Annotated in this window: 14 protein-coding genes, 1 tRNA gene and 1 riboswitch; of the genes, 6 read left to right on the top strand and 9 right to left on the bottom strand. The window is 72.5% G+C overall.

The window, feature by feature from the left end:
* The first annotated feature begins 458 nt into the window (after window positions 1–458).
* The 4 genes from ACFRFC_RS13750 (at window position 459) to ACFRFC_RS13735 (ending at window position 5992) form a co-directional block, all read left to right on the top strand.
* Window positions 459–1883, top strand: coding sequence for an MFS transporter (locus ACFRFC_RS13750; RefSeq protein ID WP_382682141.1), 1425 nt, complete (start codon window positions 459–461; stop codon window positions 1881–1883).
* 283 nt (window positions 1884–2166) lie between these two features.
* Window positions 2167–3402, top strand: a complete 1236-nt coding sequence (gene lhgO, locus ACFRFC_RS13745; protein ID WP_382682144.1) for an L-2-hydroxyglutarate oxidase — start codon at window positions 2167–2169, stop codon at window positions 3400–3402.
* 234 nt (window positions 3403–3636) lie between these two features.
* A complete protein-coding gene (gene trmB, locus ACFRFC_RS13740; protein WP_382682147.1) occupies window positions 3637–4431 on the top strand; it encodes a tRNA (guanosine(46)-N7)-methyltransferase TrmB in 795 nt (264 codons plus the stop codon).
* A 121-nt stretch (window positions 4432–4552) separates the two neighbouring features.
* Window positions 4553–5992, top strand: coding sequence for a PrsW family intramembrane metalloprotease (locus tag ACFRFC_RS13735; protein WP_382682151.1), 1440 nt, complete (start codon window positions 4553–4555; stop codon window positions 5990–5992).
* 15 nt (window positions 5993–6007) lie between these two features.
* Here ACFRFC_RS13735 and ACFRFC_RS13730 read toward each other — a convergent pair whose 3' ends face one another.
* From ACFRFC_RS13730 to ACFRFC_RS13715, 4 genes are all read right to left on the bottom strand, one after another.
* Complete coding sequence (locus ACFRFC_RS13730; RefSeq protein WP_382682850.1) at window positions 6008–7057, bottom strand: M23 family metallopeptidase; 1050 nt, start codon at window positions 7055–7057, stop codon at window positions 6008–6010.
* 12 nt (window positions 7058–7069) lie between these two features.
* Window positions 7070–7226: riboswitch (cyclic di-AMP (ydaO/yuaA leader) on the bottom strand.
* Window positions 7227–7450: 224 nt separating this feature from the next.
* Window positions 7451–8593, bottom strand: coding sequence for a PP2C family protein-serine/threonine phosphatase (locus ACFRFC_RS13725; protein ID WP_382682852.1), 1143 nt, complete (start codon window positions 8591–8593; stop codon window positions 7451–7453).
* A 295-nt stretch (window positions 8594–8888) separates the two neighbouring features.
* A tRNA-Met gene (locus tag ACFRFC_RS13720) sits at window positions 8889–8962 on the bottom strand.
* A 69-nt stretch (window positions 8963–9031) separates the two neighbouring features.
* Window positions 9032–10213 carry a dihydrofolate reductase family protein gene (locus ACFRFC_RS13715; RefSeq protein ID WP_382682153.1) on the bottom strand — a complete coding sequence of 394 codons (1182 nt, stop codon included), beginning with the start codon at window positions 10211–10213 and terminating at the stop codon, window positions 9032–9034.
* An 87-nt stretch (window positions 10214–10300) separates the two neighbouring features.
* Here ACFRFC_RS13715 and ACFRFC_RS13710 point away from each other — a divergent pair, with 87 nt between their 5' ends.
* Together ACFRFC_RS13710 and ribA are read left to right on the top strand one after the other, a co-directional pair.
* Window positions 10301–10834, top strand: a complete 534-nt coding sequence (locus ACFRFC_RS13710; protein WP_382682156.1) for a MarR family winged helix-turn-helix transcriptional regulator — start codon at window positions 10301–10303, stop codon at window positions 10832–10834.
* 126 nt (window positions 10835–10960) lie between these two features.
* A complete protein-coding gene (gene ribA / locus ACFRFC_RS13705) occupies window positions 10961–11647 on the top strand; it encodes a GTP cyclohydrolase II (protein WP_382682159.1) in 687 nt (228 codons plus the stop codon).
* A 64-nt stretch (window positions 11648–11711) separates the two neighbouring features.
* Here ribA and ACFRFC_RS13700 read toward each other — a convergent pair whose 3' ends face one another.
* From ACFRFC_RS13700 to ACFRFC_RS13680, 5 genes are all read right to left on the bottom strand, one after another.
* Window positions 11712–12770 carry a PucR family transcriptional regulator gene (locus ACFRFC_RS13700; protein ID WP_382682162.1) on the bottom strand — a complete coding sequence of 353 codons (1059 nt, stop codon included), beginning with the start codon at window positions 12768–12770 and terminating at the stop codon, window positions 11712–11714.
* 195 nt (window positions 12771–12965) lie between these two features.
* Window positions 12966–14555 (bottom strand): flotillin family protein, encoded by a 1590-nt coding sequence (locus tag ACFRFC_RS13695; protein ID WP_382682164.1) that lies wholly within the window; start codon window positions 14553–14555, stop codon window positions 12966–12968.
* 71 nt (window positions 14556–14626) lie between these two features.
* Window positions 14627–15136 (bottom strand): hypothetical protein, encoded by a 510-nt coding sequence (locus ACFRFC_RS13690; protein WP_382682167.1) that lies wholly within the window; start codon window positions 15134–15136, stop codon window positions 14627–14629.
* A gap of 124 nt (window positions 15137–15260) precedes the next feature.
* Complete coding sequence (locus ACFRFC_RS13685; protein ID WP_382682169.1) at window positions 15261–16127, bottom strand: M15 family metallopeptidase; 867 nt, start codon at window positions 16125–16127, stop codon at window positions 15261–15263.
* Window positions 16124–16777, bottom strand: a complete 654-nt coding sequence (locus ACFRFC_RS13680; RefSeq protein WP_382682172.1) for a GNAT family N-acetyltransferase — start codon at window positions 16775–16777, stop codon at window positions 16124–16126. The genes ACFRFC_RS13685 and ACFRFC_RS13680 overlap by 4 nt, the downstream gene beginning before the upstream one ends.
* Window positions 16778–16825 lie beyond the last annotated feature (48 nt).

The raw sequence follows: 16825 nt of genomic DNA, 5'->3' as shown, positions 1-16825 counted from the left end.
GTTTTTTGCCTGCGGGCGGGTCTGTTTTTTTTTGGCCAACAGCCGCCCCCCCTCCACCACCCAGATCGCGTTTTTGAACACCCCCGCTCGATGCTCGGCCCCCCCCCGGGGGGGGCCCGGTCCGGGAGGCGGCAGTGCGCCTCCCGGACCCTTCCGCCGCCCGCGGGGATGAAGGCGGCGGTGTCCCCCAGCCCACTGGTCCAGTACAGCGGGCCGACCCACGCAGAGCCATGGAACCGCTCCCCCGATGGCCGGAGAAGAGCGCACGGACAGGCGCACGGCCACACACCGGGAGCACGCCGCAACGCACCGTGCCCGGGCCGCACTTCCGTACGGACCACAATCCCGCCATCCGGAAAAAGGCCCCTTAACGCTTGGGATGCGGCGAACTACGCTGGGTTTACGAATGCCGCGTGCCTATGCCAGAGCGGCAGCCGGATGTGTCGAGGGGTGGCGCAATGTCCAGGGAGCAACGCGGGCCGAACGACAAACTCGGCGCCGTTCTCGCCCTCGCGGGCATCAGCAACGCAGGGCTCGCGCGACGCGTCAACGACCTCGGGGCGCAACGCGGGTTGACGCTGCGCTACGACAAGACCTCGGTGGCGCGCTGGGTCTCCAAGGGCATGGTGCCGCAGGGCGCGGCGCCGCACCTGATCGCCGCCGCCATCGGACAGAAGCTCGGCCGCCCGGTGCCGCTGCACGAGATCGGGCTGGCCGACGCCGACCCCGCGCCCGAGGTCGGCCTCGCCTTCCCGCGCGACGTCGGACAGGCCGTGCGCTCGGCGACCGAGCTGTACCGCCTCGACCTCGCCGGACGCCGGGCCGGATCCGGCGGCATCTGGCAGTCGCTGGCCGGCTCCTTCGCGGTGAGCGCGTACGCGACGCCCGCCTCGCGGTGGCTGATAACCCCGGCCGACAGTTCGGTCGCGCGCGACGCACACCTCTCCGAGGGCTCCGGCGCACCGCTCAAAGTCGGCCACAGCGATGTGCGCAAGCTGCGCGAGGCAGCGGAGGACGCCAGGCGCTGGGACTCCAAGTACGGAGGCGGCGACTGGCGTTCGTCGATGGTGCCGGAGTGCCTGCGCGTGGAGGCGGCCCCGCTGCTGCTCGGGTCGTACTCCGACGAGGTCGGCCGCGCCCTGTTCGGCGCCGCCGCCGAACTCACCCGGCTCGCGGGCTGGATGGCCTTCGACACCGGCCAGCAGGAGGCGGCGCAGCGGTACTACATCCAGGCGCTGCGGCTCGCCCGCGCGGCGGCGGACGTCCCGCTCGGCGGCTATGTGCTGGCATCGATGTCGTTGCAGGCGACCTATCGCGGCTTCGGCGACGAGGGGGTGGACCTCGCGCAGGCCGCGCTGGAGCGCAACCGGGGGCTCGCCACCGCCCGCACCATGAGCTTCTTCCGGCTCGTCGAGGCACGCGCGCACGCCCGCGCGGGGGACGCCCAGGCGGCGGGGGCGGCGCTGAAGGCGGCGGAGGGGTGGCTGGAGCGGTCGCGTGAGGGTGATCACGATCCGTCGTGGCTGGGGTTCTACTCCTACGACCGGTTCGCGGCGGACGCGGCCGAGTGCTACCGGGATCTGAAGGCGCCGCGTCAGGTGCGGAGGTTCACCGAGCAGGCGCTGTCCCAGCCCACGGAGGAGTTCGTGCGGTCGCACGGTTTACGGCTGGTGGTGTCGGCGGTGGCCGAGCTGGAGTCGGGGAATCTTGACGCGGCGTGCGAGCAGGGGGTGCGGGCGGTTGAGGTGGCGGGGCGGATTTCGTCCGCGCGGACTACCGAGTACGTGCGGGATTTGTTGCACAGGCTTGAGGCGTATGGGGATGAGCCTCGGGTTGTGGAGTTGCGGGAGCGGGCTCGGCCGTTGTTGATGGCGCCGGCGTAGGGGTTCTCGTTGCCGGGGGCGGCTGCCTGGCTGGGGTGGGTTTCGGGCTGACCGCCGTGGGGGGTTCTCGCGCAGTTCCCCGCGCCCCTGAAGGCGTGGGCTGATCCGGCGATTCCACCTGGCGGTCCTAGTGACATCTGCTGATCCGGCGATTCCACCTGGCGGTCCCAGTGACATCTGCTGATCCGGGGATTTCGCGTGGCCCCAGGGTGCGGATACAGGATGCCGGGGGCGGTGCGTTTGAAGGGGGTGTCAGTGGCGCAGTGCACTATCTAGGTGGGAGGTGGTGCAGGTGCGAGGTGGTGTGTACGACTGTGATGTGCTCGTCGTCGGTGGGGGGATCGTCGGGCTGTCCACGGCGTATGCGATCAGCCGTGCCGCGCCCGGCACCCGGGTGACCGTGCTGGAGAAGGAGCCGGGGCCCGCCCGGCACCAGACGGGGCACAACAGCGGGGTCATCCACAGCGGGATCTACTACCGGCCGGGCTCCCTCAAGGCGCGGTACGCGGTGCGTGGCGCCGCCGAGATGGTGAAGTTCTGCGCCGAGTACGGCATCGCGCACGCCGTCACCGGCAAACTGATCGTCGCCACCGACCGCGCCGAGCTGCCCCGCCTGCACGCCCTGGTGCAGCGCGGCCGGGAGAACGGCATCCCGGTGCGCGAGCTGGGCGCCACCCAGATCGCCGAGTACGAGCCCGAGGTGCGCGGCCTCGCCGCCATACACGTCGGCACCACCGGAATCTGCGACTTCGTGGGCGTCGCCCGCCGCCTGGGCGAGGCGTCCGGTGCGGAGATCCGGTACAGCCAGGAGGTCGTCCGCGTCGACCGGCGCCCGGAGCGGGGCGTGGCCGTGCGCACCCGCGCCGGGGACATCGTGCGCGGCCGGGTGCTGGTGAACTGCGCGGGGCTGTACTGCGACGAGATCGCCCGGCTGACCGGCGACGACCCGGACATGCGGATCGTGCCGTTCCGGGGCGAGTACTACGAGCTGGCGCGGCCCGGTCTGGTGCGCGGACTGGTGTATCCGGTGCCCGATCCGGCGTTCCCGTTCCTCGGCGTCCATCTCACCCGGGGCATCGACGGCGGCGTCCACATCGGCCCCAATGCCGTCCCCGCCCTCGCCCGCGAGGGATACCGGTGGGGTGTCGTACGGCCCCGGGAGATCGCCACGACCGTGAGCTGGCCCGGGTCATGGCAGCTGGCCCGGCAGCACTGGCGGTACGGCGGCGGTGAGCTGCGGCGCTCGCTGTCGAAGGGGGCGTTCACGGCGGCCGTGCGCCGGCTGCTGCCCGTCGTACGGGAGGACGATCTGGTGCCCGCGCCGGCCGGGGTGCGCGCGCAGGCCGTGCTGCGGGACGGGTCCCTGGTCGACGACTTCCTGATCAAGGAGGCGCCCCGGGCCGTCCATGTCCTCAACGCCCCCTCCCCGGCCGCCACCGCCTCCCTGCCGATCGGGCGGGAGGTGGCCCGGCGCGCGCTGTCGGCGCTCTCGGCGCTCACGACGCCGGGGGACCTGTGAGGCGCGGTGACGCGGGGCGGACCGTGGTGGTGGGGCGCCTCCAGTGACCTGCGAGGACGCCGGGCGGGCAGGCGCAGGGGTGGAGACCCCGTCCGCTCCCCGGCGTAAAATCGACCCACTGTGTCTGACTCGCCCCTCTCCCCAGAAACCTCCCGGCCCGCCCGGGACCCGCAAGCCCGGCAAGAGGCGCGGCCCACCCCGGACCCGCACCCGCACCCGCCGCACCACCCCGGCGTGCCCCTGCGGCACACCCGGGCCAAGGGGGAGCCCCGGTTCCCGGACGGGCCCCGGGCCGATCCCGCCGGGTCGCACTTCGAGCGGCGGATCCGCAGCTTCCAGCCCCGGCGCAGCCGGGTGACCGCCGGGCAGGCGGACGCGCTCCAGCGGCTGTGGCCCGGGTGGGGGCTGGACATCGACGGTCAGCGTGTCCTCGACCTGGCGGAGATGTTCGGCAACGCCGGTCCCGTCGTCCTGGAGATCGGGTTCGGGATGGGTGAGGCGACCGCGCGGATGGCCGCCGCCGATCCGGACACCAACATCCTCGCCGTGGACGTCCACACCCCCGGCCAGGGCAATCTGCTCAACCTCGCCGACCAGGACGGACTCACCAACGTCCGGGTCGGCAACGGCGACGCCATCATCCTGCTGCGCGAGATGCTCGCCCCCGACTCCCTCGACGGACTGCGCGTCTACTTCCCCGACCCCTGGCCCAAGAAGCGGCACCACAAGCGGCGGCTGATCCAGCCCGAGTTCCTCGACCTCGCCGCGACCCGGCTGCGGCCCGGCGCGCTGCTGCACTGCGCCACCGACTGGGAGCCGTACGCCGAGCAGATGCTGGAAGTCCTGACGGCACACCCCGACTTCGTGAACACCCGGGCCGACGGCGGTTTCGCGCCCCGCCCCGCCTTCCGCCCGCTCACCCGCTTCGAGGGGCAGGGGCTGGACAAGGGCCATGTGGTGAACGACGTCATGTTCCGCCGCGTACCGCACGGGGAACATGCCCAGAACCCTGCCCACAACCCCGCTTGAAACCCCGCCCAAAGCCCCTTCCACCAGCACCGCCAGGACCGTTCCGCGACCCGGCGGCCCCACGCCGGCTGAGCACCGGGCACCGTCGCGGGCGGTACGCCGCCTCGTTAGGGTCGATGCCGTGGCCAGCAACTCCCCGTATCCGACGCCCTCCTGCGATCCGCCCGCCGACCCGCCCCGGCCTATGCGGTGGTGGCGGCGCTGGGGCTACCGGTACACCCGGGCCGCGCAGGCCCACCCCACCGCCTGGCGCCGGGTGCGGCACGGCTCGCTGGCCATCCTGCTGGCGCTGTCGGGGCTGGTCATCCTCGCGCTGGTCCGCCAGGAGACCGGCACCGAGGGCTTCCTGGTGGGCCTGGGACTGGCCGTGCTGCCGGTGCCGCTGCTGATCGGCGCGTTCCGCTGGCTGGACCGGGTGGAGCCGGGCCCCTGGCGCAATGTCGTGTTCGCCTTCGCCTGGGGGGCCTGCGCGGCGGCCCTGATAGCGATCGTCGCGAACAGCTTCGCGACCCGCTGGATAGCCATCGCGACCGCCGACCCGGCCGGCGCGGACACCTTGGGGACGACCGTGATAGCGCCGGTGGTCGAGGAGTCCGCGAAGGGCGCCGCGATCCTGCTGCTCTTCCTGTTCCGCAGCCGGGACTTCACCGGGATCGTCGACGGCGTGGTGATCGCCGGGGTCACCGCGACCGGCTTCGCCTTCACCGAGAACATCCTCTACCTCGGCACCGCCTTCGGCACCGACCAGTCCCGCGGCGACGCCGGGCTCGCCTCGGTCACCGTCGCCACCTTCTTCGTACGGGTCGTCATGTCGCCGTTCGCGCATCCGCTGTTCACCGTGCTCACCGGCATCGGCTTCGGCATCGCGGCGGCGGGCGGGGAGCGCCAGCGGATGCGGCGGGTGCTGCTGCCGCTGTCCGGGCTGCTGCTCGCGATGGGCGTGCACGCGTTCTGGAACGGCTCCGCGGCCTTCGGCGACCACGGCTTCTTCGCCGTGTACGGCGCCTTCATGGTCCCCGCGTTCGCGCTGCTGACCTGGCTGGTGATCTGGACCCGGCAGCGGGAGCTGCGGGTGGTGCGCGAGGAGCTGCCCGCGTATGTCACCACCGGCTGGTTCTCCCCCGCAGAGCCCTACGCGCTCGGCTCGATGCGGGCCCGCCGCCTCGCCCGCGAGTACGCCGGACGCCGGCTCGGCAAGCAAGCGGCCCGCGCGGTGGCCGAGTACGAGGCGTACGCCACCTCGCTCGCGGTGCTGCGCCGGCGGGGCAGCCGGGGCCGGGCCCGCGCCGACTTCGTCCCCCGCGAACGGGAGCTGCTCGGTGAGCTGTGGCGCCGCCGGGACCTCGCGGCCCCGGCCCTGACCCACGCGGCCCACGCCACGGCCCCGCCGCCCCCCGTACCTACGCCGATGCCGGTCCCACCCTGGCCGCCATACCGAGGCGACGGGTACGGCACCGGTCACGGCACCGGGTACGACGGCGGCCACAGCACCGGTCACCCGGGCCCCGGCGGTGCCGTCACACCGCACCCCGCGTACTACAACAACCCTTACCGCACCTGAGGCCGAGGGGGGCCGTCAGGGATTGAGGCCCTTGTCGCGCAGCCAGGCCAGCGGGTCCACGCCGCCACCCGACGCGGTGTGCACCTCCAGGTGCAGATGGGCCCCGGTGACATTGCCGGTGGCGCCGACGCGCCCGATGACATCGCCGGTGGTGACCTGCTGGCCGACGCTGACGCTGATCGAGGACTGGTGCGCGTACCAGATCTCGGTGCCGTCATCGAGGGTGAGCACGGTCTTGTAGCCGTACGAACCGTCCCAGCCGGCCTGGGTGATGGTGCCGGAGTGGACGGCCTTGATGAGGGTGCCGGTGGGGGCGGCGAAGTCGAGGCCGGTGTGGTAGCCGGAGGACCACAGCGAGCCGGCCTGGCCGTAGGTCGAGGTGAGGGTGTACGAGGAGGTCGGCAGCGCGAACTGCTTGGCCAGCTCGGCGAGGCGCTCTTCCTCGGCCTTGCGCGCGGCTTCCTCCTCCGCCTCCTTCTTCTCGGCGGCGGCCTTCTCGCGGGCTTCCTGCTCCGCCTTCTCGGCGGCCTCGGCGGCCTCCTTCTCGGCGGCGGCCAGGAGCGCCTCGGCGGCCTTGGTGTCGAGCTGCTCCTGCTGGCTCTCGGCCTGCGCCATGATGCGGGCGCGCAGCGCCTCACCGGCGTCGGTGGTGCCCTGCTCGCTGTCGGCCGGGGTGACACCGAGGCTGCTGAGCGGGGTGGCCTCGATCGCGGTGGCCGGCTCGGCCGTGTCCTCGCCGTCGTCCGTGAAGGTGGCGAGGTCGGGCAGGGAGATGGCGACCGGCGGCTTGCCGGTCTGCGCGGTGGCCATGCCGCCCGCGCCGACGGCGGCTATGACACCGACGCCGAGGACCGTGGAGCTGCGGGCCAGTCCGCCGCGGGCGAGTCCGCCGCGCTGCTTGGCGACGCGGTGCCGGCCGCCACGGACCGGGCGGACGGTCTCCGCGGTGGGGTTCCATTCCTCCCACGGGCCCTCATCGGTGCGGGGGCCGCCGTAGACGACGGTGTCGTCGGTGCGCTGGGCGGGCACGAACGAGGCCCCTGGAGCAGGCCGGTTGGACGCCACGTAGGCGTACTCCTTTCCTTCCCTCATCGCCTACCGGGTTAGCTGACGGGTTCGGAGAGGAAGGTCTCCTACGCGCGTCAATCAGCCATGTCTCCATGGTGACGTACGCGCGATTCACCCCAAGTTGGTGGTTCCCCGGTTCCCTCACGAGATTCGGCGCTTGAGCACGGAGCCGACTCTTGTGACGGCTGGGACGACCGCGCTGCGTTATCGGACAGTAATAGAACCCAGGGGTGATTTCCAAGCGCTTCCACTTGATCTTTAACGCTCTTCCGCCGGACGTACAGGCTATGAGCGGCGAAAATCGGGCGAGTCGACCTCGCCATCAGGGCCGTTCGGGCAGTGCCAATTTCTGACGGTGACTCAGATGTTATGCGGAGGGCAGTCGCTCACTTACCCACCGTGACCGAGGCCCGGACCGTCGTGCGCCGGACCCGGCCGCCGTACCGCGAGCAGCGCCATGTCGTCCGTCATCCAGCCCCCGGCATGCCCGCGCACCTCTTCGGCCAGGGCCGCCACCAGTTCCTCCGGCCCACGGAAGAGCCGGCCCGCCAGCCGCTCCTCGGGTTCGTAGAACCTCCCGTGCCCGTCCCGCGCCTCCGACAGCCCGTCGGTGAACAGCAGCAGCGTGGCCCCGTCCGGGAACTCCGCCTCCTGCGCCCGGTCCGGCCAGCTGCCCAGGTCCCCCATCCCCAGCGGCAGCGCGGGCTCGTCGGCGGACAGCGCGCGCAGGGTGCCGTCGGCGTACAGCAGCAGCGGCCCGGGGTGCCCTCGGTTGACCATCCGTACGATCCCGTGGCCGTGCGGGATCTCGGCGAGCACGGCGGTGGTGAACCCCTCGAAGGCGTCGAGCCCGTTCCGCCGGGTGCCCTCGCGGGCCAGCGCCCGCTCCAGCCGCGCGGCGACCGCCTCCAGCGTCGATTCCTGCTCGGCGGCCTCCCGGAACGCCCCGATCAGCACGGCCACGGCGGCCACCGCGCCCATGCCCTTGCCGCGTACGTCCCCGAGCACCAGCCGGACGCCGTGCGGGGTGTCCTGCACCGCGTACAGATCGCCGCCGATGAACGCGCCCGCCTGCGCGGCCTCGTAACGGGCGGCGATCTCGAAACCGCCGATCCGCTCGTCCGGTTCGGGCAGCACCGCCCGCTGCGCGGCCTCGGCGATCTCCCGGGCGGAGGCCAGCCGGGCGTCGCTGCGCCGCACCAGCGTGTTGATCAGCACGGCCAGCACCGCGACGGTCGCCACCGTGACGACCTCGGTGATCGTCTCCGCCGCGAACGGCTGGTCGACCCCGAAATGCACCACGAACAGCACCAGCACCGCCGCGATCCCGGTCAGCACGGTGTAGCGCCGCCCGAACAGCGGCGCGGCGACCAGGGGCGCGGCCGTGAAGAACGGCACGCCGGTGAACTGTTTCGGGGTCACGTACTCGTACAGCGCGCCGCCGAGGATCAGCAGGACCGGCAGCAGCCGTACGAACGGGCGCGCGTAGGAGATGCTCCCCGACCGCCCCGGCCGCGCGGGCGGCGCCACCATGCCCGCCGCGCTCCCCGGTGGCCCGGTGTACGGCCCCTCGCCCTGCGCCTCACCCGGCCCCACCACGCGTCTCCCGCCTCGTCTCCCGCCGCAGGTCCTCACCGGTCACGGCCCGGCCTCTTGGTCCAGGGTTGCCGCAGCGGGGCGCCCCGGCGAGCCGGGCGGGCCGACCGGATGACACGACGACCGGCCGGGAAGGGGCGGGGGAGGCGACCGAGGCGACCGAGGGGACCGAGGGTCGGGAAAACACTCAGGGCCGGAATCCGTGATCCGGATTCCGGCCCTGAGCCTTGAGTAGCGGGGACAGGATTTGAACCTGCGACCTCTGGGTTATGAGCCCAGCGAGCTACCGAGCTGCTCCACCCCGCGTCGTTGTGTTCACCAGCATACGCCATGGAATGGACGTGCTGCACACAGGTATGCGGACGGGGGTCCTGCTCAGCCCAGTAGGTGGGCGTTCGGGGACTTGGCCTGCTGCTCGTACTCCGGGAGTACGACGACCGTGGCGCCGGACGTGGTCAGCAGGCCGGTGCCGTCGGCGGCTGCGACGAAGGTGTCCGGCTCGCGCCACGCCGTCACCACGCGGCGGACGCCCGCGTCCAGGATCAGCCGGGCGCAGGGGCGGGGCCGGGACGCGCGGCGGGCGCAGGGTTCCAGGCTGGAGTAGACCGTCGCGCCGGGCAGGCGTGGATCGGCGGGGTCGATCTTCGCGAGGGCCGCCTCCTCGGCGTGTACGACGGGGTCGGCGCCCTCGCGGGAGTGGCCCCGGGCCAGTTCGGTGCCGTCCTCGGCGACGACGACCGCGCCGACGCTGAACGCGGTCCGCGAGGGCGGGCAGTCCGCCGCCAGGGCGCAGGCCAGCCGCAGCCAGTGCCGGTCGGCGGCGAACGGGACCTCGGCCGGGCCGGGGGCGGTGGGCTCGTAGCGCATGAGGACGATGTCCTCGATCCGCCGGGATTCCAGCAGGCGCAGCCGGCCGGGCGGGTAGCCGCCCGGACCGAAGAGGCGGGGGGCGGCCGGGTCGCCGACGAACAGCGGGGCGAGGACGAGGTGGAGTTCGTCGGCGAGGCCCTGGGTGAGGAGCTGGGTGTGGACCGTGCCGCCGCCCTCGACCATGAGCCGCCGGACGCCGTGCCGGTCGTGGAGGTGGGTGAGGAGGGTGTGCCAGTCGAGGTTCTTGCCCAGGGGGATGACATGGGTGGAAGTGCCGGTGCCGGTGCCGGTGCCGGTGCCGGTGTCGGTGTCGGGGGTGGCCAGGCCGTTCGTCCGGGCGCGCTCGGCGCCCTGGTCCGTGGTGTAGAGGAGCTTGGCGCCGCCGGTGTGCCAGAACCTGGCGGTGGGGTCGAGGTCGCCCGAGCCGCTGACGGTGACCTTGAGCGGGTACGCGGGCCGGCCGGCGGCGATCCGGGCGGCGCGGCGCTCGGGGGAGTTCACGAGCAGCCGGGGGTTGTCGGCGCGGATCGTGCCGGCGCCGATCAGGATCGCGTCGGCGGACGCCCGCACCTCGTCCACCCGGTCGAAGTCGGCCGGGCCGGAGAGCAGCAGGCGGTCGGGGCCGGTGTCGTCCAGGTAGCCGTCGAGGGAGACGGCTGCGGAGAGGAGGACGTGGGGGTGGGGCATGGGCTTCCCTCTGGTTCACATGTGGTTTGTGGTGCGCATTTGTGGTGCGCATTTGATTCAAGTTTTAAGCAAAACTACACTGGCGCCATGACGACTCGCTGGCTCACCCCGGAGGAACAGCGCGCCTGGCGTGCGTACGTGGGGGCCGCTCTGCTGCTGGAGGACGCGCTCGACCGGCAGCTCCAGCAGGAGGCCGGTATGCCGCATCTGTACTACTCCATCCTGGCCCACCTCTCCGAGGCCGAGGACCGCCGGCTGCGGATGACCGGCCTCGCCGGGCGGCTGAAGATCACCCGCAGCCGGCTGACGTACGCCGTCACCCGGCTGGAGCGGGACGGGCTGGTCCGGCGTGAGGACTGCCCCGGGGACCGGCGCGGCAGCATCGCCGTGCTCACGGACGCGGGGATCGCCCTGCTGGAGCGGATCGCGCCGAGTCATGTCGAGACGGTCCGGGCGGCGCTGTTCGACCGGCTCACGCCGGAGCAGGTGGGGCAGCTGGAGGAGATCTTCACGGCAGTCACGCGGGGGCTGGAGGGGGCGGAGCCCGGGGGTGGGGAGGATGTAGGTGGGGGTGGGGGTGGGGATCTGCCGTGGTTGCGGCGGTCGTCGCCCTGTTCTTGAGGCATCCGCGCCTCGCCGTAAATCGGGTTGCTTCAACTTTCAAGTGTGGCGTATGGTCACGTTCGTCCGATCATCTGCTTCAAATCTGAAGCAGTCAGCAGCGATGCGCACCGCTCGGAGATTCGTATGTCCGACAGCTCAGCAGACAGCCCGGCAGGCAGCTCGGTCGAGGGCGGCCCGGCCCCCGCCGCCGCCATCCGTACCCGCGTCCGCGTTCCGCTCCGCTTCGGGGACGGTTACGGCGTCGACGCCGAGTTGGTCACCTTCCACGGGCTGACGGACGGGCGGGAACACCTCGCCGTCGTCCTCGGCACCCCCGCGCCCGGCGCGACGCCCCTGGTGCGGCTGCACTCCGAGTGCCTGACCGGCGATGTCCTCGGCTCCGCCCGCTGCGATTGCGGTCCGCAGCTCCGCGAGGCCGTCGAGCGCATCGCCGAGCGCGGCGGCGTCCTGCTCTACCTCCGCCAGGAGGGGCGGGGCATCGGTCTCTACAACAAGCTCGACGCGTACGCCCTCCAGGACCAGGGCCTGGACACCTACGAGGCCAACGCGGCCCTCGACCTCCCGGAGGACGCCCGCGACTACACGGTGGCGGCCCAGATGCTGGGCGCCCTCGGGATCACCGGTCTTGATCTGCTGTCCAACAATCCGGACAAGGCCGCGCAGCTCCGGGGCCTCGGGGTCACGATCCACGACCGCGTCCCGACGGGGGTCTTCAGCACGGCCCACAACGTCCGCTATCTGCGGGCGAAGGTGCTCCGGACGAGCCACACCCTGCCGCTGGGCCAGCTGACGGAGCGGACGGCGGGGTGAGGAGAGTGAGGGGAGTGGGGGGAGTGGGGGGAGTGGGGGGAGTGGGCTTTGGGCGGGGGGGCGCTCACACCTCGGTCTCGGGCCAGCCCAGCAGCCGGGCGCCGATCACCGCGGTCTGGAGGGTGTAGCGGTGCATGGGGTCGGCGGGGTTGGTGCCGGTGAGCTTGTGGATGCGGTCGAGCCGGTAGGTCAGCGCGCGCACGCTCAGGCTGAGCCGCCGGGCCGTCTCCGCGGCAACGCAGCCGGAGTCGAAGTACGCGGTGAGGGTGTCGACCAGGGGCTTGGCACCACCCCGGGCCTCCCGTAGCGGGCCCAGGGTGTTGCGCACCAGGTCGGTCATGGCCTGCCGGTCGCGGGTGAGCACCGGGTAGACCAGCAGGTCGGCGGCGCGCAGTACGGGTTCCCGCAGGTGGAGGCGGGCCGCCAGGTCGAGGGCGTTGAGGGCCTCCTCGTAGGAGTGGGCGACGCCACCGGCGCCGGGGTGCGCGCGGCCGATGGCGACCTGGCCGCCCTCGGTGGCGGCGTGCGCCTGCTTGGCGAAGAAGGCGAGGATCTCGTCCTGGTCGCCGGGGACGATGCAGATCAGCCGCCCGTCCTTGGTGGCGAGCAGTATCCGCCGCTCGCCGAACCGCGCGAACAGCACCTGCTCGATCTGCCGGGTGGCCGGATGGGTGTCGTCGACCGGCGTCGCGGCCTGGGCGACGGCGACCGCGTGGGCGTGCGAGAGCAGCAGCCCGAAGCGTTCGGCGCGCTCGATGATCCGGCCGACGTCGCTGCGGCCGTACAGCAGGTCGTCGATGAACTCGCGCCGGGCGGCCTCCTCCCGGCGTACGGCGAGCTTCTGCGCGCGCTCGTGCCCCTCGGCGAAGGCGTCGATGGCGTGCTCGACGACCGCGAGGGCGTGTTCGCTGCCGGAGGACGGCAGCGTGGGCCAGATCGCCCGCGCCGCGGCCAGATGCCGGCGGACCTGCGTCCGCAGCCCGTGTCCGGCCTCGGCGGCCCGCTCCCCCTGGGCCCGCAGCGACTCCAGCTCGGCGCGGGTGAGCCGCCGCCCGGTGGCCCCCGCGTCGCGGACGATCTCGGCGTATCCGGCCAGGTGATCGTCGTCCCCGGTCTCGGCCATGGTTCCGTTCCCCCCTCTCTTCTCCCCGAACGGCTGATGCGCCACCGGTGTCTCCCCCCGATGGGAGAGGTGGGACCAGTGACGCATCGATTTTGCCGGATTCCGGAAGGAGAAGGGGCGGGGAAGGAGACGGGGCGGGGAACGGGAAGGGGAACGGGAAGGGGAACGGGGGGCGGGTGGACGGAGAGAGCGGATTCAGCCGGCGATCTCGATCTTCCCGTTGCCGCGCGGGACGTCGTTGCCGTCGGTGCGGTTGGGGCGGTTGGGGCCGTCAGGACCCTCAGGACCCTCGGGACCCTCGGGACCCTCGGGACCACTCCCCCGCCCGATAAGGCTCTTGAGCAGCGCGGGAAGGTCCATGCCCGTGGTGGCACCGAGGAGTTCGACGCCCTGGGCCACGTTGTCGGCGACGGTCCGGGAGAGCTGGCTCGCCCCGTCCGTGGAGATGACGGTCATCTTGTCCACGGCGCTCAGCGGCTCGGACGCCTTGGCCACGACCTCGGGCAGCACCTCGACCAGCATCTGGAGCACGGCCGCCTCGCCGTACCGCCCGAACGCCTCGGCCTTCTTCTGCATGGCCTCGGCCTCGGCGGCCCCCTTCGCCGCGATGGCCGCCGCGTCGGCGTCGCCCTCCAGCCGTACCGCCTCCGCGATCGCCGCACGCCGGGACCGCTCGGCCTCACCCTGCTTGAGGCCCTCCATGGCCTCCGCCTCGGCCAGCGCGGTACGCCGCTGCTTCTCGCCCTCGCCGGTCAGCCGGGCCCGCTCGGCCTCGGCCTGCGCGGCGGCGATCGCGGCGGCCCGCTCCGCCTCGGCCTGCTTGACCCGGGCGACCCGCTTGGCCTCGGACTCCTGCTCGGCGGCGTACCGCTGGGCGTCGGCGGGCTTACGGACCTGGGTGTCGAGCTGGCGGTCGGTGAGCGCGGCCTGGTGCTCGGCGACCTTCTCCTGCTCGGCGAGGATCTCCTGCTGCCGCGCGGCCTCGGCCAGCGGACCGGCGGCCGAGGCGCGGGCGGCGGCCTCGTCGGTCTGCGCCTTGATCTCGGCCTGCTTGAGGTAGAAGGTCCGCTGCGCGACCGCGATCTCCTCCTCGGCCTTCAGCCGCGCCTGCTCGGCGGCCCGCCGGGCGACCGCCTCGGCGATGTCGGCCTCCTGCTTGGCGCGGGCCGCCTCGGGGCGCCCGAGGTCCTCCAGATACGACCCCTCGGTGGTGATGTCCTGGATCTGGAAGGCGTCCAGCACCAGCCCCTGCCCCGACAGACTCGCCTCGGCCTCCTCGGCGACCTGCCCCGCGAAGGCGGCCCGGTCCCGTATGACGTCCTCGACCGACATCCGCCCCACGATCGCCCGCAGCGCGCCGGACAGCACCTCCTGGGTGAACCCGACGATGCCGTCCTGCTGCATCAGGAACCGCTGGGCAGCGGCCCGTATCGAGTCCTCGGTGCCGCCGACCTTGACGATGGCGACCCCGTCCAGGTTGGCCTTCACCCCACGCAGGGTGACCGCCCCGCGCACGGCGACCGGGATGTGCCGCGACGACAGGTCCAGCGTGAACTTCTGCTGCACGAACGGCACGACGAACACCCCGCCGCCGACCACGACCTTCTGGCCGCTGTTGTCCGTGAACACCCGCCCGGTCTCGGGATCGGTGGACTTCTTGCCGCGCCGCCCGGTGACGATGAACGCCTCGCTGGGCCCGGCGACTTTGTACCGGCTGACGACGACAAGGGCCAGCAGCACAAGGAGTACGACGACTCCGGCTACGGCGACAAGGACAGGACTCATGGCAGCACCCCCGGCGAATGGAACGACGTAGAGAACAGACGTGGAGAACACAGGTGGGGAGGACGGGACCGTCAGCGGGTGACCGGCCGGACCAGGACCGAGGTCGCCGAGGGCGTCGCCTCGACCCAGACCTCGGTCCCCCGGGCCACCGGCACGGCGCTGCGGGCCGCGTACTTGACCGGTTGTCCGGCGAGCCGCAGCAGCACCTCGCCGAACCCGTCCGCCGGAATGGCCGTGACCACACTCCCGGACGTACCGATCAAGTCCTCCCCCGTGGGTGCCACGGCCGTCCGGTCGCGCATCAGCGCCCGGCCGAACCGGTAGGTCAGCCACCCGGTGCCGCCCCCCAGCACCGCCCCCGCGCAGGTCGCGGCCACGGGACCGAGCCCGAACGCCTCCTGCGCGATGACCCCGCCGAAGCCGGTCATCGCCAGGAACCCGGCGACGACCGGCAACGACAGCCACCCGTCGAGACCGCCCCCCAAGGCCCCGTCGAGCACCCCCTCCAGCACCCCGTCGAAGATCAGCGACAGGGCGAGCAGCGCGACCCCCGCTATGCCGATTCCCAGAAACCAGGCCATCCGCGCACCCCCGTCCCGCCTGCCGCTGATCTCCGTCTTGACGGAATCTTGACACGGTTCGTCATGCTCGGACATTGCCTGAACCCGGCAATCTTTACGCGTTCTTAATGCCTTGTTCCGGCGCTCACGGTGCCGGGGTGCCCGGGGCGGAGTAGGGCGTCGACGGATAGCCGGTGTCGAAGTGCATGTAGTCCGGTACGTCGATGTCCTGCCAGACCCAGCCCTCGTCGTCGAACGCCTGCCAGACCGGCCCCCCTTCGAGGATCTTGCCCTCGCCCTCGGTGCGGGCCTGGAACTCGGCGCTGGGCTGCCAGCAGTCGCAGCGCAGGTCCTTCCAGGGGTTCTCCAGGGGGTTGATGTCGATGGCCCGGCCATTGGCGTGCGGTGACTCGGCGGGTGGCGCGTTGATCTGGTCCGGGGTACGGCAGTTGAAGGCGGCCGTGTTGTCGGCGGCGAGGCTCGCGGTGTTGTCGCCGTCGTACTCCTCCATCGGCCGCATGCTGCGGATCGGGAACTGGGCGTCGAAGATCTCCGTGAAGATCCGGGCGACGCTCTCGGCGGTGTCCGCGTTGACCACCAGCACGCCACGGTGGATCTGCCCGTCGAACCCGTGGTAGTTGACCTCCACCCGCCGCAACTGATCGGGCGAGGTCACCGGACACCCCTCCCGGACCATCCCGGCGTCCCGCATCTCCTCCCACTGTTCGGCGGGGACGTCCTCCACGACGGCATCGGCGGCGGGGGCGAGGGTCTGGGTGGGGGTGGGGGTGGCAGTCGGAGTGGGGGTGGGGGACGGGCTGCTGGAGGAAGGTGAAGGGGAGGGGGTGGAGGAGGGGGTGGCCTCGGGGGCGCCGGACGGGTTGTCCGAGGTGGTGGTGCAGGCGGTGGCGAGCAGGAGGGCCACCAGGGTGAGCGGGGCGAGGCGACGGGCATGGCCACGGTCATGGGTGCGGTCATGGGTGCGGGCGGGCCTGCGGGCGGGGCGGATCACGGTGCTGTTCCTCGTTGACGATGCCGGAGGGGAAACTCGTACGTCAGCATGAGCCGGCCCTCGGGGGTGCGGTGTTCGCCGGTACGGAGCCAGCCGAGCCGCTCGTAGTAGCGGCCCGCGCCGCCCGGCCCGGCGACGGTGACCAGGCAGACGCGGGCGCAGCCGGCCGCGTCCGCGTCCTGGACGAACCGCTGGACGAACGCCGAGCCGAGGCCGTACGAACGGAGGTGGGTACTGACGACGACATGGGCGAGCACGGCGCTGACGCCGGCACCGGATGTGCCGGGCGCGGGCTCCGGGTGCTGCTCGCGCACACGGGGCAGGAGTTTGCGGGCGTAACGCCCCAGCCGGGTACGGACGAAGTGCAGGGCGAGGCGGGGTCGTACCGACAGCGCGGCGCAGGCACGCAGGGCGAGCCCTCTGCCGTGCTCGTCCAGGACATGTCTGCGGTGCGCCACGGGGTCGATCACACCGACGAGGAAGCCGACCGCCACGCCGTCGGACTCGGCGACGTACGCACGTGCGTGACGGCTCGTCAGATAGGTGCGGGTGTAGGCCGTCAGATAGGGGCGCCCGAGCCGGGCGAAGAACCCGTCGGGGAAGTGCACCAGATGTTGGTCGACCACGAACGCCAGGTCCTCCGCCGCCATGGGGCGCAGGGCGCAGCTGCTCGGGTGGCCGTGGCCGGGGGTGCGTGG

Source organism: Streptomyces sp. NPDC056734, from assembly GCF_042790455.1.
In the GTDB taxonomy this organism is placed as follows: Bacteria; Actinomycetota; Actinomycetes; order Streptomycetales; family Streptomycetaceae; genus Streptomyces.
The sequence above is the reverse complement of the archived record's forward strand: the minus strand, read 5'-3'. Positions and strand labels throughout refer to the sequence as shown.

Excerpts from the sequence above, each read along its gene's own strand:
- ACFRFC_RS13750 (WP_382682141.1), top strand. The coding sequence starts at position 459 with ATGTCCAGGGAGCAACGCGGGCCGAACGACAAACTCGGCGCCGTTCTC.
- ACFRFC_RS13725 (WP_382682852.1), bottom strand. The coding sequence starts at position 8,593 with ATGGTGGCGCCGCCCGCGCGGCCGGGGCGGTCGGGGAGCATCTCCTAC.
- ACFRFC_RS13715 (WP_382682153.1), bottom strand. The coding sequence starts at position 10,213 with ATGCCCCACCCCCACGTCCTCCTCTCCGCAGCCGTCTCCCTCGACGGC.
- ACFRFC_RS13710 (WP_382682156.1), top strand. The coding sequence starts at position 10,301 with ATGACGACTCGCTGGCTCACCCCGGAGGAACAGCGCGCCTGGCGTGCG.
- ribA (WP_382682159.1), top strand. The coding sequence starts at position 10,961 with ATGTCCGACAGCTCAGCAGACAGCCCGGCAGGCAGCTCGGTCGAGGGC.
- ACFRFC_RS13700 (WP_382682162.1), bottom strand. The coding sequence starts at position 12,770 with ATGGCCGAGACCGGGGACGACGATCACCTGGCCGGATACGCCGAGATC.
- ACFRFC_RS13695 (WP_382682164.1), bottom strand. The coding sequence starts at position 14,555 with ATGAGTCCTGTCCTTGTCGCCGTAGCCGGAGTCGTCGTACTCCTTGTG.
- ACFRFC_RS13690 (WP_382682167.1), bottom strand. The coding sequence starts at position 15,136 with ATGGCCTGGTTTCTGGGAATCGGCATAGCGGGGGTCGCGCTGCTCGCC.
- ACFRFC_RS13680 (WP_382682172.1), bottom strand. The coding sequence starts at position 16,777 with ATGGCGGCGGAGGACCTGGCGTTCGTGGTCGACCAACATCTGGTGCAC.